Consider the following 22233-nt stretch of genomic DNA (forward strand, 5'->3'; position numbering starts at 1 on the left):
GCAGTTTGCGTGCTGAATTCCTCAGTACACGAATGCCTTTCACTAACTTAAAGGCTGCACAGCAGGCGTTGGACGAGTGGGTTGACTATTACAACACCGCCCGCCCGCACCAAGGAATCGACATGATCACCCCGGTTGAGCGGTTCACCCCGGGCCCGGCGGGGGCACCGGCGCGGCCCAGCGCGCCGATGGTCGTCGATCGCAGCGGTGATGACTGGGTGTCACGTCGGGTCACCACCAACGGGGTCGTCAGCGTGGCCTGGCAGCAAGTCAGCGTCGGAGCCCACCACGCCGGCGCCCGCTGCGATGTCCACGTCGACGGCGACCTGCTGCGATTTTTCATCGGCGACGATCTGGTCAAGACCGCCGCGCGAACCAGCCACGGCGAGGTAAGAAACAAACGGGCCTTCCGCACCCGCGAACAGGCACCATCATTAACCTAGGGTGTCAAGGATCAACCGAAGACGATCCGTCAAGGATCAACCGAGGTCGAACAGGGGCACGTCAGCTGGCACGTCAGCTGGGGCGGAGCACGAAAACCCCGCGTTGGGGTGACAATGCGTCGCAGAACGGCGAAGATGCCGGTTAAATCGGGAAAGGTAGGCCAATGAGCCACGAGCGTACGATCATCCTCTTCACCGCCTTCATGGTCGCCGTGGCGGTGGTGTCCGGCATCATCGTCGCCTTGATCGGCTGACCGGCCCGCCGCAGTACCGTCATCGGTGATGACACCTTCCGATCTCGTCTTGTACCGCGTCGCTGACCGCGTGGCGCTGGTCACCGTCAACGATCCCGACCGGCGCAACGCAGTCACCGGCACCATGTCGGCGCAACTGCGGGCCGCCGTCGAACGGGCCGAAGCCGACCCCGGGGTGCACGCGGTGGTGATCACCGGTGCCGGCCGGGCGTTCTGCGCCGGCGCGGACCTGTCGGCCCTCGGCGTGGCTACCGAGGCCGGCCTGTTGGCGCTCTACGACGGCTTCATGGCCGTCGCGCAGTGCACGCTGCCCACCATCGCCGCGGTCAACGGGGCGGCGGTGGGCGCGGGACTGAACCTGGCGCTGGCGGCCGACGTGCGGATCGCCGGCCCGGCGGCACTGTTCGATGCCCGCTTCCAGCAGCTGGGGCTGCACCCCGGCGGCGGTGCCACCTGGATGCTGCATCGGGCGGTGGGGCCTCAGGTGGCCCGCGCCGCCCTGCTGTTCGGCATGCGGTTCGACGCCGAGGCCGCGGTGCGTCACGGGCTGGCCCTGCAGACCGACGAGGACCCGGTCGCCGCGGCGCTGGCGCTGGCCGCCGGGCCGGCGTCGGCACCTCGGGAGGTCGTCCTGGCGACCAAGGCGACGATGCGTGCCACCGCGAGCCCCGGCGCCATCGAGGGCGACCAGCACGAGTTCGCCAAACGCACCGAACTGGGCCCGCAGGCCGCCTCCGTCGAGTCACCGGATTTCGCGGCCCGGCTGGCGTCCGCGCGGCGCAGATAACGGCGTTCTGGCTACAGGTCCAACAGCGCGAGATCCGGTTTCTCGATCAGATCGCGCAGCGCACAGAGGAATTCGGCGACCTGCGCGCCGTCGGCAACACGGTGGTCGAAGGCACACGTCAGGGTCAGCTGCGGACGGACGGCGACGGTATCGCCCACGGCCACCGGCCGCGGTTTCAGCGAACCCATTCCCAAGATGGCCGCCTCCGGGTAGTTGATCACCGGCACCCCGTCGTCGAGGCCAAGGGCACCGAAGTTGGAGACGGTGAACGTCGAACCCTGCAGTTCAGCCGGTTTGAGGGTGCCGGCCCGGGCATCGGCGATCAGCCGGGCCACGCAGTCGGCGAGTTCGCGCGTGGTCTTGCGCTGCGCGTCGAACACCACCGGCACCAGCAGGCCGCGGGGCGCGGCCACGCCGAAACCCAGGTGCACGGCGTGATGGGTGCGGATCCGCGGGCCGTCGGGGGCGTCGACCCACGTCGAGTTGAGCACCGGGTGCCGGGTCAGGGCGACAACCAGCAGTCGCAGGATCAGCACGAACGGCGTGATCGCCGCGCCGCCGGCCTCGGCAAGCCGATCCCGCAGCTGCAGCAGGTTGGCCCCGTCGACCTGCACGCTTCCGTGAGCATCGGGAATTCTGCTGCGGGACAGCGCCATCCGTTCAGCCATGGCCGCCTGCACCGGGCTCAGCGGGCGCAGATCGTCGCCGGCCGGCGCGGTTCCTGCCGCCTCCAGCACGCCGTCGGCGGTGATAACCCCGCTCGGGCCGGGCGGTACCCCGGCCAGGTCGACTCCCAATTCGGCGGCGAGCTTACGGGCGGCCGGCTTGGCCTTGGGCCGCCCGGTAGTGGACGTGCAGGTGCGGCGGCTGGTGTCGAAGGTGTCGTCGGCGCCGTAGCCGACCAACAGCGGGGTGCGCCCGTCCGCGGCGGTGTCGGCGGGCTCGGCCGCCGGTCCGGTGTCGATGCGCACCAGCGGCGTGCCGACCGGCAGCACGTCGCCCTCGGCGCCGCCCAGTTCGACGACCCGGCCGGCGTACGGGCTGGGGATCTCCACCTCGGCTTTGGCCGTCTCCACCGTGCACAGCGTCTGGTTGAGTTCGATCTGATCGCCGACGGCCACGTCCCAGCTGGTCACCGTCACCTCTTCGAGCCCCTCCCCGAGGTCGGGAACGGCGAAGGTCTTGATCACTCCGGTGCTCACGGCGCCTCCAGGACACGCTGCACACAGTCCAGCAGCCGGTCGGGCCCCGGCAGCCACAGCCGTTCCAGCCGGGCCGGCGGGTAGGGCGTGTCGAATCCGCTGGCGCGCAACACCGGTGCCTCCAGTTCGTAGAACAGTTCCTCCTGGATGCGGGCGGCCAACTCGGCCCCGTAGCCGAGGTTGCGCGGCCCCTCGTGCAGTACCACGCAACGCCCGGTGCGCCGGACCGACGCCGCGACGGTGTCGAAGTCGAGCGGGACCAGGGAACGCAGGTCGACCACTTCCAGGCTCCACCCGTGATGCTGCGCACCGATGTCGGCGGCGGACAGCGCGGTGGCGACTCCGCCGCCGTACGTCAGCACCGTGACGTCGGTGCCGGACCGGCGTACCGCGGCATGCCCGATGCCCGGCGCCGGATGCTCGGTGTCGACGTTCCCACGGGCCCAGTACCGCCGTTTCGGTTCCAGGAACATCACCGGGTCCGGTGTGACGATGGCGTGCCGCAGCAGCCAGTAGGCGTCCGACGGGTCGGCGGGTACCACCACCTTCAGCCCGGCGGTGTGCGCCCAGTAGGTTTCGGTGGATTCCGAATGGTGTTCGGCCGCTCCGATTCCCCCGAACGACGGGATGCGCACGGTGACCGGCATGGCAATCTCGCCGCGGGTCCGAGTGCGGTACTTGGCCAGGTGGCTGACCACCTGGTCCAATGCCGGGTAGCTGAATCCGTCGAACTGGATCTCCGGGACCGGCACGAAGCCCCGCACCGCCAGCCCGATGGCGATGCCGATCACCGCCGATTCGGCCAGCGGCGTGTCGAAACAGCGTTGCTCTCCGAAGGTTTCGGTCAGCCCTTCGGTGACCCGGAACACGCCGCCCTGCACACCGACGTCGGTGCCGAACACCAGAACCTTCGGGTCGGCGTCCATCGCGTCATGTAGCGCGCGGTTGAGTGCCTGCACCATGGTCAGCTGTTCGGTGCGCGCGCTCGCTCCCGCAGACCCGGTTGCCGGGGTCGACGAGCGGGTGGGCGGTTCGAGGATCTGGGTCATCAGCGCTCCCTGGCCAACTCGGCACGCAGCGCCTCGCGCTGCTGCTGCAGTTCGGGGGTGATGTCGGCGTAGACGGCGGTGAATACTTCGTCGATGTCGGCGTCGGCGGCACCGACCGTGGCGTCCCGCAACTCGGTGCGCACCCGCTTCGCCCGGGCGGCAACCCGGTCCTCCAGGCGCTGCGACCACACGCCGAGGTTGCGCAGGTAGGTGCGGTAGCGCGGGATGGGGTCCAGCGCCGCCCAGTGCTCGAGTTCGGCGCCGCTGCGGTAGCGGGTCGGGTCGTCGGAGGTGGTGTGCGGGCCGAGCCGGTAGGTGACGGCCTCGATCAGGCTCGGTCCCCCGCCGCTGCGGGCCCGTTCGGCGGCTTCAGCCATCACCGCGTAGCAGGCCAGCGGATCATTGCCGTCCACCCGGATGCCCGGCATGCCGTAGCCGATCGCCTTGTGGGCCAACGACGGCGCGGCGGTCTGTTTGCGCAGTGGTACCGAGATGGCCCACTGATTGTTCTGCACGTAGAACACGCAGGGGGTGGCGAACACCGCGGCGAAATTCAGCGCCTCGTGTACGTCGCCCTCGCTGGTAGCGCCGTCACCGACGAAGGCCACGGTGACGGAGTCCTCATCCAGGCGCTGGGCGGCCATCGCCGCGCCCACCGCGTGCAGCGCCTGGGTGCCGATCGGCACCGAGATCGGCGCGCAGCATTTCGCGGTGAACTCCAGCCCGCCGTTCCAGGTGCCGCGCCAGGCGGACGCCACGTGCCACGGCGGGATTCCCCGCGTCACGAAAACCCCCAGCTCGCGGTACTGCGGGAACAACCAGTCGGTTTTGCGCAGGCCCGCGGCGGCACCGATCTGGGCCGCCTCCTGACCGCGGCAGGACGCGTACAGGCCCAGCTCTCCCTGGCGCTGCAGGTTGACGAATTCGGTGTCGAGCTCGCGGGTGAGCACCATGAGCTCGTACAGCCAGCACAGGGTTTCTTCGGGCAGGTCGCGGCTGTAGCGATTCTCGGTGGTGGGCGCGCCATCCGGCCCGATCAGCTGCACAGGGTCAAGGGCAACCTCGGGACCGGTAAAGCCTGGCAGCTGGCCCATGCGAGCCTCCTTGTGACGCTGATCCCATTATGCCAGCGAGCACCGACTGCCCAGGTTCTGTGCGGGTTGGCAGCGCCGCCGTGTCGGGTTGCTACCCCGCAACCTCGAAAACCCCGTGCGCCCCGTTCTCGGCGTGCCGCATGTCGTGATCCATGAACGGGTAGTGGCCGGGCTCGGGGAAGGTCAGCTCGACGAAGCCGCCCTGGGCGGGCGCCAGGTCCAACGCCTGGGAACCGCCCGGATCTGCGGGCCGCAGCAACCAGGCGCCCTCCTTGTAGACGGTGTCGAACTGTGTCCCGACGACGTGGAACGCGATCGAGTCGCCCGGGCCGGCGTTGACCACCCAGACGCGCACCCGTTCACCGGTGTGCGCCGGCAGTGGGGCGCGCATGTACTGCGCCGCGGTGCCGTTGAACATCCAGCCGTTGGGCTGCCCGGCTCGGATCGCGGTGGTCTTGGCGTCGGAATCCGGTGCACCCGCGTAGAGCTGCGCGCCGACCAGGGCGTATTCCCGGTCCACCGGCGGCAGGCCGGGCGGGTCGATGATCACCGCGCCGTACATGCCGTTGGCGATGTGCAGCGTCATCGGCGGCGTGCTGCAGTGGTAGAGCCAGGCGCCGGCCCGTCGTGCCGTGAACCGGTAGACCAGCCGCTGCCCCGGTTCCAAGGTGCGCATCGGTTGGTCCGGGGCCAGGGCTCCGGCGTGAAAGTCGATGCCGTGACCCATGGTCGTGTCGTTGATCAGGGTGATCTCGAAGGTGTCCCCGACCCGGCCGCGCAGCGTCGGCGCCGGCTCGGCACCGCCGAAGGTCCAGCGGATCTCGCGGCGGCCCGGCGCGATCTCCAGTTCCCGGTCCACGGCGCGCAGCTCCACCCGATGCACGCCCGGCGCCGCCGGGGCCAGCGCCGCATCATGCGGTGTCCAGTCCGGCGACGGATCGGCGGCCAGGTCCAGGGCGGTGGCTGCCGGCGAACCGCCGCCGGTGTGCGCATGGCGCGGCGTGCCGCCGACGGCATGGATGGTCATCGTCATTCCGGCGGCCCGATGGCCCGGCACGTCGCACCACACGTCCCTGTCTTGGTGCACCGCACCGAGATCCAGCACGGTGGTCTGGCCGCGGCGCAGCCGCGGAGTGTGCTCGCCGGTGTCCACGCGCAGGTCGTGCGGCAGTCCGTCGACATTGGTGACCCGCAGCACCAGCCGGGTTCCGGCCGGCACGTCGATCACGTCCGGGGAGAACCGCATGTTGTTCAGCGTGACGTCGACGGTGCGTGCCGCACCGGAGATTCCGGTGGCCCCCGAGGACCCCGGGGCGCCGCCCACCCCCAGTGTCAGCGCCACGGCGACCGCGGCCGCCGACGTAACGGCAACCGCCCCGGTCACCGCGGCGGAATGCGGCTTGATCGCGTCGATGTCGAGGGGGCCGCGTAATGCCACGGGTAAAGCGAGCCGCAGCGCCAGCAGCACGAAACTTGCGACCGCGACCGCGGCCAACACCCAGCCGATCAGCGGCAGCGCCCCCCGCCACGGCCCGGCGACCAGCGGCACGGCGGCGTTGATCGCGCACACCCGCACCTGCCAGCCCTGGTCCAGGTAGCCGATAACGGCCTTGCGGACCGGCGGGCCGTTGGCCACCAGGATTGGCAGCAGCTGGCTCAACGCGCCGAGCAGGATCTGGGCGACGAAGCCCACCGCGAGCAGCGGAAGCAGGGTGTTCTCCACAAGTGCGGGCAACACATCGACGGAGCGCGCCGCGATCAGCCTGATCACCTCGACCACGACGGCGATACCGAGCCAGGTCGTCGCGCCGACCAGCATCCAGGCCGCAGGTCCGGTGAAGCTGCGCCCCGGCCACAGCCCGACGATGGAAAGCCCTACTCCGGCCGCGTAGCCCAGCAGACCCGCCGCCGTCAGCCACCAGCTGCCGGCGAGCAGACCGATGGTGGTGACGGCCAGGGCCGCCGTCAGGGTGGGTAGCGCACGGCGGGACATCGCGAAGCTGCGCGGCGTGATCTTCTCCCGGATCGTGGTGGGCCACAGGGTGAAAAGTGTGCCCACCACGGTCAGCCCGATCCAGCCGTAGAGCATGACGTGCACATGGGTGGTCCACAACCGCGCGTACCACCGGGCAACACCGGAGGCCATGGCCGCACCGGCCGCCGATCCGGCCAGCAGGGCCGCGACGGCGGCCAGGTAGAAGCCGACCAGGTAGTCGAAGCGCGCCGACAGTGCGGACTTCTTCATCGGGATCAGCCCGGCGCCGTGGGCGAGGGCGACCACGGCCACGCCCGCGCCGCCGATGCCGGTCAGGGTCTCGGCATTGAAGACGACGCCGGCCAGGGTCGCGATGACGGCGAGGTTGAGCAGTGCCAGCTTGACCACCAGATGCCACCGCGGAGGGTCGGGAACCCGGCACAGCGTGGTGGTGAAGTGGCCCGACCAGATCACGATCGCGTTGCTGGCGGCGCCGAGCAGGAGGGCGTGCACCGGCAGCCAGATCGGGTGTGCAAGGGCGTTGTGCGCGAGCAGCAGCGTCACCGCGACGGCCAGCCAGCCCAGCACCACGATGTTGGCGCCCAGGAACACCGGTCCCCGCGGCCCGCCCCGCCGGCCCGGTTTGACGGCCGGCGCCGCGGGTGATGGCGCACCCAACTGGATCATGACCGCCAGGCTACGGTCACCGCGTCACCGGGAGAAAGTGCCCTTGGACCCCGAGATGAGTCAGATGTGTCACCCGGCCTAACCGGTGGTGACCACCAGTCGGCCGGTGGTCTGCCGGGCGGCCATGCGCTCCAAGGCATTCGGCAGCTCTGTCCAGGGAACCTCGGCACCGACGACGGTGCGGATCTTGCCGGTGCGCAGCATCTCCAGGATCTTCGCGTGGGCGTCCAGTCCTTCCGAGCGGGCCGGCCAGTTGAAGCCCAAGGTGCGGCGGATTGCCACCGGGTCGTTGACGTAGACCAGGCAGACGCCGCACACGTCGAAGTTGCTGTAGGCGATCGGCCGCGGTGACAGGTAGTCGCCGTCCTCCAGCGAGATGTCTTGCGCGAAGCCGGCCATCAGGTACCGGCCGCCCAGGCCCATGCAGCGGAACGTCTGCACCGCCACGTCGCCGCCGACCGCGTCGAATGCGACGTCGACCCCGCGGCCGTAGGTCAGCTCCACGACCTGTTCCACCCAGTCGCCGTCGCGGTAGTTGATCGCATGGTCGGCACCGAGTTCCTTGCAGAACTCGACTTTCTCGTCGCTGCCGGCGGTGGCGATCACCCGGGCTCCCAGCGCTTTTCCGAGCACCAGTGCGCCCGAGCCGGTTCCACCGGCGGCGGCGTGCACCAGCAGGGTCTCCCCGGGCTGCAGTCGGCCGCGTTCCCGCAGCGCGAACCAGCCCAGGTGGAACGGGTAGTGCAGGGCGGCGCCGTCGACGTCGCTGACCCAGTCCGGCAGATCCAGCGCGGTTGCCGCGTCGACGATCGCGTAGGAGGCGTACCCGCCGAAGGCCATCACCGGGATGCCGACGATGCGCCGGCCGATGAGATGTTCGGCCCCCTGGCCCGCGCTTTCCACCACACCGACCGTCTCCATTCCGGGCACGAACGGCGGCTGCAGCGGCAGGGTGGTGTAGCGGCCCTGGATGATGTCGATGTCGTTGAAGTTGAGGCAGAACGCATTGACGGCGACCCGGATTTCGCCGGGCCCGGGCGCGCGCACCTCGACGGTCTGACGGGCCAGCACTTTGGCCGGGTCACCGAGTTCGGTGGCGACCCAGGCGTCAGCGGAGATCGGTTGATTCATGGTTTCTCCCTTAGTCGGCGACGAATCGGTTTCGGTAGTCGCGCAGTCGGTCTGCGATCTCGTCGGCATCCAGTCCCAGGTCGGCGGGCCGATAGTCAACTGCGCCGTAGCGGCCGCGCGGGTGGTCGATCCGGAACTGCGTCATCGCTTCTTGCGCCCGGACGTCGAGGGGCTGGCCCGCGAGTTCGTAGATGGCAGCCACGGTGCCATCCTCGTCGGCCATGAAGTCCTCGAACCGCACGTCGACGGACTGCTCCGCCGGCAGCACGTCGCGGTCGCGCAGGCATCCGGTGAGCAGGTCATCGGCCCGGTCCAGCCAGTACGCCGAGATCTTGACCGGGTCGGGTCGGTCGCAGCCCATTCGCATGGCGTAGCTGATCATGGTCGCCATCGACCGTGTCACCTCCACCGGATCACGATGGGTGACAACGAAAGTGGCGTCGGGGAAGGTCGCATACAGTGCCGGGAACTGTTCCAGATGCTGTGGCGATTTGAGCACCCAGCGGGTGCCGCCGCGCAACCATTGCAGCGCCTGCAGCGTGCGTTTCATATAGGCATACGACGCGCTCTGATCGTGTGCTTTGTAGTGCTGCGCGAACGTCGGCAAGAAATAGCTGCACTCGAACAGCATTCCCGAGATGTCGTTGGCCAGCAGCTGGATCTCTTCGTGCGCGTGGTCGACGGTCATGTCGTGCATGCGCTTGAACTCGGGCATCGAGGTGTTGATCAGATCCAGGCCGACGGCGCAGCGGTCACGCCGGGCCTGCGGATCGGCTTCGCCCGGAGTGGCGACCGGCTCCATACTCTCCCAGTACGGCAGGTAGCGCAGCGCCGGATCGGCGGCGATCAGGTTGTGCAGATGCGTGGTCCCGGTACGCGGCAGTCCGCAGATGATGATCGGGCGCTCGATCTCGACGTTTTCGATCTCGGGGTTCGCCGCGATCAGGCCTTCCAGCCGCAGCCGGTTGACCAGGTGACCGGCCAGTTGCTCGAACGCCATCGCCCGCCCGACGTCGGACAGGTCGGCTTCGTCGACCAGCGACGCGCACAGCACGTCCAGGCGTTCCCGGAATGCGTTGTCGCCCCAGTTGTCCAGGCCCGTTCTGTCGGTTGCGGCCTGCAGCAGCGCCTCCGGGGTCAGCTGCAGCGTGGCTCCGTAGCCGGCCAAGCCGTCACGCATCGGGGCGGCCGCCGCGGGATAGACCGGGTTGGCGAGGTCATCAAGCCGAATCGGCGCCGGACGTGCCGCCGGACGGGCGGCCGAGGCGGCGCTCACGAGGCCAACTCTGCGACGTCGACGACCCGACAGCTCAGCGGGTCGGGGGTCGCCTCCGGCAGGAACCAGCGCAGCCAGATCAGGCCCTTCGACCGGCCGGCGGTCGACACCCAGTTCGGATGCCCGGGGTCGGTTTCGCTGATCACGATCTGCCAGGACCCGTCGGGTTGATAGGTGACGTGCGCGCCGTTGATCGTGACGCGTTCGCGGGTGTAGTCATAGGTGTGCAGGAACGGATTCCACAGGCACAGATTCCAGAACACGCACTCCGGTGAGGTTCCTTCGATGACCAGCGCCTGGCCCGGTTGCAGTTCGTAGGCCCCCATCGAGTAGGCGGCGTCACCGGCGGCCCAGCCGATGGTGCGGCTCGGCACCGGGTACGGCTCCTGCAGCACATTGGCCGGCAGCCGTACCGGCGCCATGGCGGCCTGCTCGCGGATCCAGGTCCGTGCCGCGCGCATCCGCCTGCTCAGCTCGGCACGGCTGTCGGGGCGCCGGGGAGTGTCGTCGAGCGCCTCGATCTTCCACTGCACCCGCCGATCCGTACCCGGATCCGTGAGGTAGTCGCGGGTCAGGATGAAAACCGCGTCCGGCTCCAGCTTGAGCCAATTGCCCTGCTGCTCTTGGGCACTGATGATGAACGCGAAGTTGCCGTCGGCGTCGCATCCCAGGTCGCGGTCGTTGACGGTGTCGATGATGCGGTCGCTGTACCGGCCGTCGTCGGGGCCGCCGTAGACGGTCATGGACAGATAGACCGCGTCGCCGCGGTTGCCGGTGACCCGGTAGCTGCGGCTCGGGTCGACCGGCGCCAGCTGGTAGAACGCATCCGAGTTGTCGCCGCCCCACTTCAGGTAGGGACCGATCACGTCGACCAGGATCGGCTTGTCGGCATCTCCCCAGACGTAGGCCTCGGAAGCGACTCGCAGCAGGCTCAGTGCCCACCGGTAGCCGTCGAGGATGTCGGCCTCCTCCAGCGGCGGATCGGCGCCCAGCAGGCGCTGCTCGACAGCCCGGACCTCATCGAGCAGGTCGCCGAATGCCTGGGATAGCTCGTCACTCATCAGGGTTCTCCTTCTTTCTCATTCCGCGCAGCAGCAAGGTGCACAGCCGCTCGGCGGCGGCGTCGACTGTTTCGGTAGCCAGAACCTGGGCGATGTAGAAGCTGGTGCCCACCAGCGCGTCGTAGGCCATCTCGGTGTCGACGTCGGCGTCCAGCACGCCTTGGTCGATCCCGGCGCGGACCAGCGCACCGAACGCGGTGCGGGTCTTCTCGTCGAGCAGCGCTTGGGTGCGGATGAACAGTTCCGGGTCGCGGTGGCGATCGGCCAGAATGCCCAGCGCCGCGGCGGCCACCTCCGGCGAGCGCCAGAAGTCGAACACCCCGGCCACGAGCCGACGCAGGTCGGCCTCGAAATCACCCGAGCTGGTCAGCACATCATCGACCTCGGCGGCATCGAAGACCGCGTCGAACACCAGGTGGGTCTTGGACGGCCAGCGCCGATACACCGTCGGGCGGCTGACATCCGCTTCGCGCGCGATCGCCTCGATGGACACCTGGTCATAACCGTCGCGGGCGAGCAGCCGCCGGGCGGCCTCGGTGATCGCCTGTTCGGTGCGGGGATCCCGCGGGCGTCCGCGACCGGCCGGAGCCGGGTCTGGGCTCGCCGTCACTGTCGCGGCATCCGCCGTCGAGAACTCACGATTTAAACGATTACATTACGTAACGTAAATAGTCAACGGTGTCCCGAGGACCGGGACGGGTCAGAAGCCGTAGCGGTGGTACTGCGCCATGTTCGCCGTCGCCGGCACCATGGCCATCACCGCTCCCAACACCCGGTAGGCGCGGGGAATCCGGTGGTAGGTGTCCGACTCGAACCAGCGCACCCACTCCAACAGTCGGGTACCGGGCACCGCGGCCAGAATGTCGTCGGGGCCGTTGATCGCCCAGTGCAGCTTCGCCCCTGACTTGCGGACCACCGCGTTGGACCACTGCGACTTGATGCCCAGCCAGTTGAAGGCGTCGAACTGCAACTCCCCGCGCGGGAACCGCTCCACCACCCGGCACAGCAATGCGACGCCGTCCTGTTCGGTGAGATACATGGTCAGACCCTCACCGATCATCAATGTCGGCCGCTCGGTGGGGATCTCGGCCAGCCACGCCGGGTCGGTCACCGATGCCGCCACCACGTGGTTATGGTCGCTGCTCGGCAGAAGCTGCCCGCGCAGCTCGGCGACATCCGGGTAGTCGATGTCGTACCAGTCGACTCCGGCGCCGGGTTGCAGCCGGAAGTATCGGGCGTCGAGGCCGCAGCCCAAGTGCAGCACCACGGCGTCGGGGTTATCCGCCAGGAACCGGCGGGCCCAGTTGTCGAAGTGCGCCGACCGGGTGGTCACCGAGGGGGATCGGGCCGCGGTGATGGTGGTCTTGCGCCAGTCGTAGTCGATGCGCTCAACCACCTGCTTGGCGTAGCGATCACCCAGGATGGGTGCGTCCAGGTCCGCGTCCAGCGCCTTGGCGTACAGCGTCGCGAGCATGGTCTGCGGAGCGCCACTCAGATCCACCCGAGCCTTGTCATCGGTCATGACAACCTAGGCTAGCGCCGCCGTGAGCCGCGTGGACGACGCTGAACGCCGGACGGCGTGGTGTTCAGTCCTGCGGCGTTATCCACTGACGTTCAACGGCTTTGACCAGCGCGGTCAGCGTGGCGTTCACCGGCGCCTGCTCCCCCACCTGCGCGGCCTTGCGCACCACGGCGCCGTTGATGACGTCGATCTCGCTGACCCGGCGGGCCTGGTGGTCCAGCAGTGCCGACGGTTTGGCGTCCGGCATCTGCGCACCGAAGGCCCGGACATGCTCGACCGGGTCCGGCACGTCGATACCGATTCCGGCGGCGCGGGCCACCGTCCAGGCTTCGGTTGCGGCGGCGCGGCTGATCGGACCCACATCGGCGTCGTCCATGACCTGCCCCACCGTCATGCCGGTCAGCGCGCACGGTGCGCTGTAGGCGACGTTGCAGATCAGCTTCTCCCACTGCATCGCGGCGATGTCGGCGACCGCGGCCGCGTCGAAGCCCGCCTCAGACCACACCCGGGCGATGTCTTCGACAGCCGAAAGCGGCAGTGCCCCATAGGCGCCGAACCGGACCGCCCGCATCGCGTTGTGGTGGACGTGGCCGGGGGCGGGGCGTGAGGCCCCGAATCCACTGGCGATGCCGACCGCCACCCGGGCCTCGCCGACGATGTCGGCGACGGTGTCGGCTGATCCCAATCCGTTCTGGATGGTCAGCACCGGTGTGCGCTCACCGAGCAGCGGCAGTGCCTGAGCGGCGCCGGTGGCGACGTCGGCGGCTTTGACCGCCAACACCACCAGGTCCATCGGCTCGACCGGCGCGACAATGGTCGCCCGCATGGCCACCACCTGCTCGGGCGCCGGCCCGCTGATCCGCAGGCCGTGGGTGGCAATGGCGTCGACGTGTGGGCGCGAGCGGTCCACAGCCAGGACGTCGTTTCCGGCCGCCGCCAGTTTCGCGGCATAGATGGAACCCATGGCGCCGCATCCGATAACCGCGATCTTCATCTGCTCATCCCACCAGTTCGGCGATCACGGCGGACAGGTCGGGTTTCTCCTCCAGCCCGAAGCCCGGGGCGTCGGTGGGTGCGATGGTCCCGTCGGTCAGCGCACACCCCGGCGCGTAGCCGCCGAACGGTGCGAACACCCCGGGGTAGGACTCGCAGCCGCCCAGGCCCATGCCGACCACGATGTGCAGGTTGATCAGGTGCCCGCCGTGCGGGAAGGCACAGCGACGATCAAACCCGTGCCGTTCGAGCATCTCGATCATCCGGGCGTATTCGGTCAACCCGTAACTGAGTCCGGCATCCATCTGGAAGATGTCGATGCCCGGCCGCATGCCGGCGTAGCGCGCCAGGTTGGTCGCGTCACGCACCGAGAACAGGTTCTCCCCGGTGGCGACCGCGCCGCCGTAGCCGGCGATGACCGCGGCGTTCAACGCGAAATCCAGTGGATCACCGGGCTCTTCATACCAGCGCAGGCCATACGGGCTCAGCGCCTGCGCCCACTGCTCCGCCGCCGTCGCGTCGAACCTGCCGTTCGCGTCGACCGCAACCCGGGCGCCGCCGCCGACAATGTCGATCACCGCCTCGATGCGCGCCAGGTCTTCGCGCATCGAGGCGCCGCCGATCTTCATCTTGACCGCGTCATAGCCCATGTCGAGGTAGCCGCGGATCTCGGTGCGCAGCCGATCCAGGCCGGCCTCCGGCCCGTCACCCGGGTAGTAATAGCCCCCCGCCGCGTACACCGGGACGGCGGTGGTGAGTGTCTCGCGGCTGAAATGCCCGGCGATGGTGCGGTAGGCGGGTTCGTCGGCGAGTTTGGCGTTGAGGTCCCAGCAGGCCAGTTCCAGCGCGGCCGCCGCACCGGCGCGATCGCCGTGCCCGCCGGGCTTCTCATCGGTCAGCGCGCAGCCGAGCACCCGAGCGGGGTCGATACGGCCCGCGTCGTCAAGCAGCGATTCGGGGTCGGCGCGCAGGATCCGCGGGATCATTCGGTCGGCCAGGATTCCGCTTTGGGCGAACCGGCCGATCGAGTTGAACGCAACCCCGGTCACCGGCTTGCCGTTGCGGATCTGGTCGCTGACCACGGCGACCAGCGAGACCGTGTGCCGGGAGAAATCCACCAGGGCGTTGGCGATCTCGCCGCGCAGGCGTACCGGTGTCTCGATGATCTCGGTGATGCGCATGCGCTGTGGCTCCTCCTGCGGCGTTACTCCGCTCGCCGCAGGATGGCTTCGGCGTGCCGCAGCACCGGGGAGTCGACCATCTGTCCCTCGAACGCGAACACCCCGCGCTCGGTCTGTGCCGCGGCGAGCACCCTGCGCGCCCAGTCGACCCGCTCCGGGGCGGGACGGTAGGCGTCGCGGACCACCGCGATCTGGCTCGGGTGGATGCACACCGTAGCAGCGAATCCGACCGCGGCGCCATCGAGTGCCTCGGCTTTGAGCCCGTCGAGGTCGCCGATGTTGAGGTAGACGGCGTCCAATGCGGCCCGGCCGAAGGTCGATGCCGCCAGCAGCACGCTCGAGCGCACGTGGCGGGCGACATCCCGGTACCGGCCGTCAGCGTGCCGGCTGGAGCCGCCGCCCATGGCGGCCACCAGATCTTCTGCGCCCCACATCATCGCGACGCATTGTTCGGCGGCGGCTATGTCGGCGCAGAACACCGCACCGCGCGGGGTCTCGATCAGGGCGACCACCTGTCGGGGGGCCAGCGCGTCAACCTGCGCGGCGGATTCGGTTTTGGCCAACATGACTGTCGTGTAGGCGGTGTCGGCCAGGGCCTCCAGGTCGCGGGCCTGGTCCTCGGTGCCGGCGGGGTTGACTCGCACCACGGTGCGCTCCGGGTCAAGGGGCGTGCTCCGCAGCGCTTCGCGAGCGGCGGGCCGATCTGCCGCGGCCACACCGTCTTCCAGGTCCAAGATCACCACGTCGGCGACAGCGGCCGCTTTGCCGTATCGCTCCGGGCGATCCGCCGGGCAGAACAGCCAGGCCGGACCGGCGCTCAACGCTGGTCCTCGGCGGGACGCTTGCGCACCAGCGTGGTGCGTACCGCGCGGGCCACCACATCGCCGTTCTGGTTGCGCCCGACGTGCTCCAAGGTCACGATGCCCTCGCCGGGGCGGCTCTTGGACTCCCGCTTGTCGGTGCAGACCGTCTCGGCGTACAGGGTGTCACCGTGGAACACCGGTTTGGGGAACGACACCTCGGAGAAGCCGAGGTTGGCCACGATGGTGCCCAGCGTCAGTTGCGCCACCGACAGGCCGACCAGCGTGGACAGGGTGAACATCGAATTCACCAGGCGCTCACCGCGGAAACCGGGTTGCTGCGCCGCCCAGGCCGCATCCAGGTGCAGCGATTGGGTGTTCATGGTCAGCGTGGTGAACAGCACGTTGTCGGCCTCGGTGATGGTGCGCCCGGGCCGGTGGGCGTAGATGGTGCCGATCTCGTATTCCTCGAACCACAGTCCGCGCTGCTCGACGGTCTTGCTCACGTAGCTTTTCCTTCCTTATCCCTCGCCGACTGGGAATTCCGCGACGCGACGCGCCGACGCGGCGTCGCCGGATTCCCGGTCACCGAAGGCCATCGTCACAACCCCAGCGATCGTGCGATGAGCATCAGCTGCACTTCGGTGGTGCCTTCGCCGATCTCCAGAATCTTGCTGTCCCGGTAGTGCCGGGCCACCGGGTATTCGTTGATGAAGCCGTATCCGCCGTGGATCTGGGTGGCGTCACGTGCGTTGTCCATCGCGGCCTCCGAGGAGACCATCTTGGCGATCGCCGCTTCCTTCTTGAACGGCTTGCCCGCCAACATCTTTGCGGCGGCGTCGTAGTAGGCGGTGCGGGCGACGTGCGCGCGAGCCTCCATCCGGGCGATCTTGAAGCTGATCGCCTGATAGGAGCCGATCGTCTGGCCGAATGCCTCGCGTTCGCCGGCATACTTGACGCTTTCGTCGACGCAGCCCTGCGCCACGCCGGTGGCCACCGCGGCGATGGCGATGCGGCCCTCGTCCAGGATCGACAGGAAGTTCGCGTATCCCCGGCCTTCCTCGCCGAGCAGATTCCCCTCGGGCACCCGGGCATCGGTGAAAGTGAGCGGGTGGGTGTCAGAGGCGTTCCAGCCCACCTTGTTGTAGGCCGGTTCGACGGTGAAACCCGGTGTGCCGGACGGAACGATGATCGTGGAGATCTCCTTCTTGCCGTCGGGCCGGGTTCCGGTGACGGCGGTGACCGTCACCAGTGAGGTGATGTCGGTGCCGGAGTTGGTGATGAACTGCTTGGTGCCGTTGATGACCCAGTCACCGTTGTCCCGCCGGGCGGTGGTGCGGGTGCCGCCGGCATCGGATCCCGCGCCCGGCTCGGTCAGGCCGAAGCCGGCCAGCGCGCGGCCGGTCACCAGGTCCGGCAGCCAGGTCTGCTTCTGTTCCTCGGTGCCGAACCGGTAGATCGGCATCGCCCCCAGGCCCACCCCGGCTTCCAGCGTCATCGCCACCGACTGGTCGATCTTGCCGAGTTCTTCCAGGGCGAGCGCCAGGGCGAAGTAGTCGCCGCCCATGCCGCCGTACTCCTCGGGGAAGGGCAGGCCGAACAGCCCCATCTCCCCCATCTTGGCGATCACCTCGTAGGGGAAGCTGTGTTCCTCATCGTGTTTGGCCGCCACCGGGGCGACGACGGTGCGGGCGAATTCGGCGACGGTGTCGCGCAGGTCCTGGTAGTGGCTCGGCAGTGTCCCTGCCTCGATCGTCGTCATGATTGTGCTTCCTCGGTCTCTTCGTCCGGGACCAGCCGCGCCAGCACCTGATCCACCTTCACTTGATCGCCCACCGCCACCAACACCTGCACCCGGCCAGCTATCGGGGCGGTCAGGGTGTGCTCCATCTTCATCGCCTCCACCACGACCACCGGATCGCCTTCGCCAACGGTCGATTCCGATTCGGCACTGACGGCGATCACGGTGCCCGGCATCGGGCTGAGGATCTCAGCGCTGCGCGGGCCGCCGCCGCGGTGCACCCGCACCACTTCGGCTTCCCGCAACTGCCAGGTGCCACGCTCGTCGGAGATCCACAGTTGACCGCCTTCCTCGGCGACCGCGTATCGGCGCTGCCGCCCGGCCACGGTCGCGGTCAGCCGACCGTCCTCGACTTCCACGCTCGCGCTGTTGATCTCGCCGTCGCCGATCTGCACCCGCGCGGCCTCCGGCAGTCCCCACACCGACACCGTCTCCGTGCGCAGCGGGGTGTGCATCTCGGTGCGCACCGGCGCCGCGGCGCCGATTCGCCATCCACTCGGGGACGCCCACAGCGATTTCGGCGCGGTTTCGCCCGCTGAGCGGGCATTATCGCGCCGAAATCGCGGGGTTAACGCCCACTGGCGGTAGAGACCGCCGGCGGCCAGCACGTCATCCGGTGCGGGCGTCGGCGCGAAGTCAGCCGATCGTGTGTCCAGCAGTTCGGTGTCCAGGTCACCGGCGACCACCCGCGGGTCGGCCAGCAGGAACCGCAGGAACTCGACGTTGGTCTGTACCCCCAACACCGCGGTGCCGGCCAGCGCCGCGTCCAGGCGCGCCAGCGCCTGAGTCCGGTCGGCGCCATGCGCGATCACCTTGGACAGCATCGGGTCGTAGTCGCTGCCGACCACGGTGCCGTCCTGCAACGACGAGTCCACCCGCACCCCCGGGCCGGCGGGTTCGTACACCGCCAGCACCCGCCCGCCGGTGGGCAGGAAACCGCGGGCCGGGTCCTCGGCGTACACCCGCGCCTCGACCGCATGCCCAGTGAAGGTGATCTCGTCCTGGGTGAAGAGCAGCTTCCCTCCGGCAGCGACCCGCAGTTGCCACTCGACCAGGTCCAGGCCGGTGATCGCTTCGGTGACCGGGTGTTCCACCTGCAGCCGGGTGTTCATCTCCATGAAGAAGAACTCATCCGGACGATCCGCGGAGACGATGAACTCCACGGTTCCGGCGCCGACGTAATCGACGCTGCGGGCGGTGTTGCAGGCGGCTTCGCCGATCCGGGCCCGTGTGGCGGCGTCCAGCAGCGGCGACGGCGCCTCCTCGATCACCTTCTGGTGACGGCGCTGCAGGCTGCATTCCCGCTCGCCGAGGTGCACCACATTGCCCTGGGTGTCGGCGAGCACCTGCACCTCGATGTGGCGGGGCCGCAGCACGAATCGCTCCAGGAACAGGGTGTCGTCACCGAACGCCGACGCCGCCTCACGCCGCGCGGTGGCCAGCGCCGCGCGCAGCTGCGCGGGGTTCTCGACCAGGTGCATGCCTTTGCCGCCGCCGCCCGCCGACGGCTTGATCAGCACCGGGTAGCCGATCTCGCCTGCGGCGGCCGCCAGTTCGTCATCGGACAAACCGGGCTTGGCAATGCCCGGAACCACCGGCACCTCAAAGGCGGTGACGGTGTTCTTCGCGGAGATCTTGTCGCCCATCACCTCGATGGCCCGCGCCGGCGGCCCGATGAAAACCACCCCGGCACGCTCGCAGGCGGCCGCGAATCCGGCGTTCTCGGAAAGGAATCCGTAGCCGGGGTGAATGGCCTGGGCGCCGGTGACGGCGGCGGCCTCGATCACCTTGGGTATCGACAGATAGCTTTCCAGCACCGGGGCGGGCCCCAAGCGCACGGCGGTGTCGGCTTCACGCACGTGGCGCGCCCCGGCGTCGGCGTCGCTGTAGACGGCCACCGACCGGATGCCCATCCGGCGCAGGGTGCGGATTACCCGCACGGCGATCTCACCGCGGTTGGCTACCAGTACGGTCTCAAACATCGCTGCTCACATCCGGAAAACGCCGTAGGAGACCGGGTCCAGCGGCGCGTTCGAGCAGACCGAAAGCGCCAGGCCCAGAACTGTTCTGGTGTCGGCGGGGTCGATGATGCCGTCGTCCCACAATCGTGCGGTGGAGTAGTAGGGGTTGCCCTGTGCCTCGTATTGGTCGCGAATCGGGGCCTTGAACGCTTCCTCGTCGGCCGCCGACCACGGCTTGCCCGCGGCGTCGAGCTGCTCGCCCCGAACGGTGGCCAGCACCGATGCGGCCTGCTCGCCGCCCATCACTGAGATCCGGGCGTTGGGCCACATCCACAGGAAACGCGGCGAATACGCCCGCCCGCACATGGAGTAGTTGCCCGCCCCGTAGGAGCCGCCGATCACCACCGTCAGCTTGGGCACCCGCGCACAGGCGACCGCGGTGACCATCTTGGCGCCGTGTTTGGCGATACCGCCGGCCTCGTAGTCGCGGCCCACCATGAAACCGGCGATGTTCTGCAGGAACACCAGGGGGATGGAGCGCTTGTCGCACAGTTCGATGAAGTGCGCCCCCTTAAGCGCCGACTCACCGAACAGCACCCCGTTGTTGGCAATGATCCCGACCGGGTGGCCGTGGATGCGCGCGAAGGCGGTCACCAATGTCTTGCCGTACTCGGCCTTGAACTCGCTGAACTCGCTGCCGTCGACCAGCCGAACGATCACCTGCCGCACGTCGTAGGGCACCCGCGGATCCGGGGGAACCACGTCATAGAGCTCGCCCGGATCATGCCGGGGCTCAACGGAGTTGCTGACTTCCCAGGGGCTTTCGGGTTGCGGGCCGAAGGTCGCAGCGATCTGCCGCACGATGCGCAGTGCGTGCTCGTCGTCGTCGGCAAGGTAGTCGGTGACCCCGGAGACCTTCGAGTGCAGGTCGCCTCCCCCGAGTTCTTCGGCGGTGACGACTTCACCGGTGGCGGCCTTCACCAGCGGCGGGCCGCCGAGGAAGATGGTGCCCTGCTCCCGGACGATCACGGCCTCGTCGCTCATCGCCGGAACGTAGGCGCCTCCCGCGGTACAGGAGCCCAGCACCGCCGCGATCTGCGGGATGCCCGCCGCGCTCATGGTGGCCTGGTTGTAGAAGATGCGGCCGAAGTGCTCGCGGTCGGGAAACACCTCGTCCTGGCGAGGCAGGAACGCGCCCCCGGAATCCACCAGGTACAGACACGGCAGCCGGTTGCCCAGCGCCACCTCCTGGGCGCGCAGGTGCTTTTTGACCGTGACCGGGTAGTAGGTGCCGCCTTTGACGGTGGCGTCGTTGGCGACGATCACGCATTCCCGCCCGGACACCCGTCCGATCCCGGTGATGATCCCGGCCCCGGGGCACTCGTCGTCGTACATGCCATCGGCCGCCAGCGGGGACAGCTCCAGGAACGGGCTACCCGGATCCAGCAGCCGGTCGACCCGCTCGCGCGGCAACAGCTTGCCCCGGGCCACGTGGCGCTGCCGGGAGTGCTCGCTGCCGCCGAGGGCCGCCGCCGCCAGCTTGGTGTTGAGTTCGGCGACCAGGCGCCGGTGCTCGTCGGCGAATGTCGGTGCTGTCATGACAGCTTCGAAAGATCCATCGGTGCATCGGTTTTCGCGACGACTTCATCGACGCTCACACCCGGCGCGGTCTCGACCAACTGCAGGCCCGCTTCGGTGACGTCGATGACGGCCAGGTCGGTGATGATCCGGTTGACGCAGCGGGCGCCGGTGAGTGGCAGCGTGCACTGCTTCACGATCTTGGCGCTGCCGTCCTTGGCGGCGTGCTCCATCATCACGATCACCCGCCGCGCCCCGTGCACCAGGTCCATCGCCCCGCCCATGCCCTTGATCATCTTGCCGGGGATCATCCAGTTGGCCAGGTCGCCGGCGGCTGAAACCTGCATGGCGCCAAGGACTGCCACGTCGAGGTGACCGCCGCGGATGACTCCGAACGAGGCCGACGACGAGAAGAACGACGCGCCGGGGAGCACCGTCACTGTTTCTTTGCCGGCGTTGATCAGGTCGGCGTCGAGGTCCTCGCGCAGCGGGTAGGGCCCGACGCCAAGGATCCCGTTCTCCGAGTGCAGCACCACGCTGACGCCGTCGGGGATGTGGTTGGGAATCAAAGTGGGCAGGCCGATGCCGAGGTTGACGTACTGTCCGTCGCGCAGTTCGGCGGCCACCCGTGCGGCCAGCTCATCTCTGGTGAGGGTCATGACGCGCGCACCGTCTCCCGCTCGATTCGCTTGATCGGATTGGGCACGTGCACCACGCGGTGCACAAAGACACCCGGGGTGTGTACCTCAGCGGGGCAGATCTCGCCGGGCTCGACCAGATGCTCGACCTCGGCGATGGTGATCCGGCCCGCCGCGGCGCAGTCCGGGTTGAAATTGGCGGCGGCCTCGCGGTAGACGAGGTTGCCGTGCCGGTCGCCCTTCCAGGCGTGCACCAGCGCGAAGTCGGTGCGGATCGCGCGCTCCAGAACATAGGTGCGCCCGTCGAACTCCCGGGTCTCCTTGGGCGGTGAGGCCACCGCCACCCCGCCGGCCCCGTCGTAGCGCCACGGCAGGCCGCCGTCGGCCACCTGGGTGCCCACGCCGGTGGGCGTGTAGAACGCCGGGATTCCGGCGCCGCCCGCGCGCAATCGCTCGGCCAGCGTGCCCTGCGGGGTCAGCTCCACCTCGAGCTCGCCGGACAGGAACTGCCGGGCGAACTCCTTGTTCTCGCCCACGTAGGAGCTGACGGTGCGGCGGATCCGTTTGTGCTCCAACAGCACTCCCAGCCCGATACCGTCGACGCCGCAGTTGTTCGAAACCGTCTCCAGATCGGTGGCGCCGAGCTGCAGCACGGCCTCGATCAACGCCTCCGGAATGCCGCAGAGTCCGAAGCCGCCCACCGCCAGTGACGCGCCGTCGGTCACGTCGGCCACGGCTTCGGCCGCCGTCGCCACGACCTTGTCCATCGCCACTCGCGCCTCCTCATTTCAGTTAATGTT

Annotated in this window: 20 protein-coding genes; 2 read left to right on the forward strand and 18 right to left on the reverse strand. The window is 68.9% G+C overall.

Translation table 11 applies throughout. The annotated features are described in order from the left end of the window. Together AWC16_RS20390 and AWC16_RS20395 are read left to right on the forward strand one after the other, a co-directional pair. Positions 1-443, forward strand: a 443-nt coding sequence (locus tag AWC16_RS20390; protein ID WP_165759213.1) for an integrase core domain-containing protein, incomplete at its 5' end; no start/stop codon positions are given. A gap of 282 nt (positions 444-725) precedes the next feature. Next, positions 726-1484 carry an enoyl-CoA hydratase gene (locus AWC16_RS20395; RefSeq protein ID WP_085266543.1) on the forward strand — a complete coding sequence of 253 codons (759 nt, stop codon included), beginning with the start codon at positions 726-728 and terminating at the stop codon, positions 1482-1484. An 11-nt stretch (positions 1485-1495) separates the two neighbouring features. Here the strand turns inward: AWC16_RS20395 and AWC16_RS20400 are convergent, their stop codons facing one another. The 18 genes from AWC16_RS20400 to AWC16_RS20485 form a co-directional block, all read right to left on the reverse strand. Continuing rightward, on the reverse strand, positions 1496-2686 hold the full coding sequence (locus AWC16_RS20400; RefSeq protein WP_085266544.1) for a dihydrolipoamide acetyltransferase family protein: 1191 nt from the start codon (positions 2684-2686) through the stop codon (positions 1496-1498). Continuing rightward, complete coding sequence (locus tag AWC16_RS20405; RefSeq protein WP_085266545.1) at positions 2683-3735, reverse strand: alpha-ketoacid dehydrogenase subunit beta; 1053 nt, start codon at positions 3733-3735, stop codon at positions 2683-2685. The genes AWC16_RS20400 and AWC16_RS20405 overlap by 4 nt, the downstream gene beginning before the upstream one ends. Continuing rightward, on the reverse strand, positions 3735-4829 hold the full coding sequence (gene pdhA / locus AWC16_RS20410; protein WP_085266546.1) for a pyruvate dehydrogenase (acetyl-transferring) E1 component subunit alpha: 1095 nt from the start codon (positions 4827-4829) through the stop codon (positions 3735-3737). The genes AWC16_RS20405 and pdhA overlap by 1 nt, the downstream gene beginning before the upstream one ends. A 91-nt stretch (positions 4830-4920) precedes the next feature. Next, entirely contained in the window at positions 4921-7491 is a 2571-nt protein-coding gene (locus AWC16_RS20415) for a multicopper oxidase domain-containing protein (RefSeq protein ID WP_085266547.1), read from the reverse strand. Between the two features lie 78 nt (positions 7492-7569). Further along, positions 7570-8622 carry an NADPH:quinone oxidoreductase family protein gene (locus AWC16_RS20420; protein ID WP_165759280.1) on the reverse strand — a complete coding sequence of 351 codons (1053 nt, stop codon included), beginning with the start codon at positions 8620-8622 and terminating at the stop codon, positions 7570-7572. Positions 8623-8632: 10 nt separating this feature from the next. Then, positions 8633-9898, reverse strand: a complete 1266-nt coding sequence (locus AWC16_RS20425; RefSeq protein ID WP_085266549.1) for a sulfotransferase family protein — start codon at positions 9896-9898, stop codon at positions 8633-8635. Beyond that, positions 9895-10959 (reverse strand): DUF1214 domain-containing protein, encoded by a 1065-nt coding sequence (locus AWC16_RS20430; protein WP_085266550.1) that lies wholly within the window; start codon positions 10957-10959, stop codon positions 9895-9897. Before AWC16_RS20430 ends, AWC16_RS20425 begins: the two co-directional genes overlap by 4 nt. Further along, on the reverse strand, positions 10952-11569 hold the full coding sequence (locus AWC16_RS20435) for a TetR/AcrR family transcriptional regulator (RefSeq protein ID WP_085266551.1): 618 nt from the start codon (positions 11567-11569) through the stop codon (positions 10952-10954). Before AWC16_RS20435 ends, AWC16_RS20430 begins: the two co-directional genes overlap by 8 nt. Positions 11570-11659: 90 nt before the next feature. Then, the gene (locus AWC16_RS20440) at positions 11660-12481 is read right to left on the reverse strand and encodes a class I SAM-dependent methyltransferase (RefSeq protein WP_085266552.1); all 822 of its coding nucleotides are present in this window, start codon (positions 12479-12481) and stop codon (positions 11660-11662) included. A 64-nt stretch (positions 12482-12545) separates the two neighbouring features. After that, positions 12546-13475, reverse strand: coding sequence for a ketopantoate reductase family protein (locus tag AWC16_RS20445; RefSeq protein WP_085266553.1), 930 nt, complete (start codon positions 13473-13475; stop codon positions 12546-12548). A 4-nt stretch (positions 13476-13479) separates the two neighbouring features. Next, positions 13480-14655: an enolase C-terminal domain-like protein gene (locus AWC16_RS20450; RefSeq protein ID WP_085266554.1), complete on the reverse strand. Its 1176-nt coding sequence runs from the start codon at positions 14653-14655 to the stop codon at positions 13480-13482. 23 nt (positions 14656-14678) lie between these two features. Next, entirely contained in the window at positions 14679-15476 is a 798-nt protein-coding gene (locus AWC16_RS20455) for an HpcH/HpaI aldolase/citrate lyase family protein (protein WP_085266555.1), read from the reverse strand. Further along, entirely contained in the window at positions 15473-15961 is a 489-nt protein-coding gene (locus AWC16_RS20460; protein ID WP_085266556.1) for a MaoC family dehydratase, read from the reverse strand. The genes AWC16_RS20455 and AWC16_RS20460 overlap by 4 nt, the downstream gene beginning before the upstream one ends. A gap of 95 nt (positions 15962-16056) precedes the next feature. Then, positions 16057-17217, reverse strand: a complete 1161-nt coding sequence (locus tag AWC16_RS20465) for an acyl-CoA dehydrogenase family protein (protein WP_109561516.1) — start codon at positions 17215-17217, stop codon at positions 16057-16059. Continuing rightward, positions 17214-19238 carry an acetyl/propionyl/methylcrotonyl-CoA carboxylase subunit alpha gene (locus tag AWC16_RS20470; protein ID WP_085266558.1) on the reverse strand — a complete coding sequence of 675 codons (2025 nt, stop codon included), beginning with the start codon at positions 19236-19238 and terminating at the stop codon, positions 17214-17216. Before AWC16_RS20470 ends, AWC16_RS20465 begins: the two co-directional genes overlap by 4 nt. Positions 19239-19244: 6 nt before the next feature. Further along, positions 19245-20816 carry a carboxyl transferase domain-containing protein gene (locus tag AWC16_RS20475; protein ID WP_085266559.1) on the reverse strand — a complete coding sequence of 524 codons (1572 nt, stop codon included), beginning with the start codon at positions 20814-20816 and terminating at the stop codon, positions 19245-19247. Then, positions 20813-21454, reverse strand: a complete 642-nt coding sequence (locus AWC16_RS20480; RefSeq protein ID WP_085266560.1) for a 3-oxoacid CoA-transferase subunit B — start codon at positions 21452-21454, stop codon at positions 20813-20815. Before AWC16_RS20480 ends, AWC16_RS20475 begins: the two co-directional genes overlap by 4 nt. Beyond that, entirely contained in the window at positions 21451-22200 is a 750-nt protein-coding gene (locus tag AWC16_RS20485; protein WP_085266561.1) for a CoA transferase subunit A, read from the reverse strand. The genes AWC16_RS20480 and AWC16_RS20485 overlap by 4 nt, the downstream gene beginning before the upstream one ends. Positions 22201-22233 lie beyond the last annotated feature (33 nt).

The sequence above is a fragment of the Mycolicibacter longobardus genome (assembly GCF_002102265.1).
Taxonomy (GTDB): domain Bacteria; phylum Actinomycetota; class Actinomycetes; order Mycobacteriales; family Mycobacteriaceae; genus Mycobacterium; species Mycobacterium longobardum.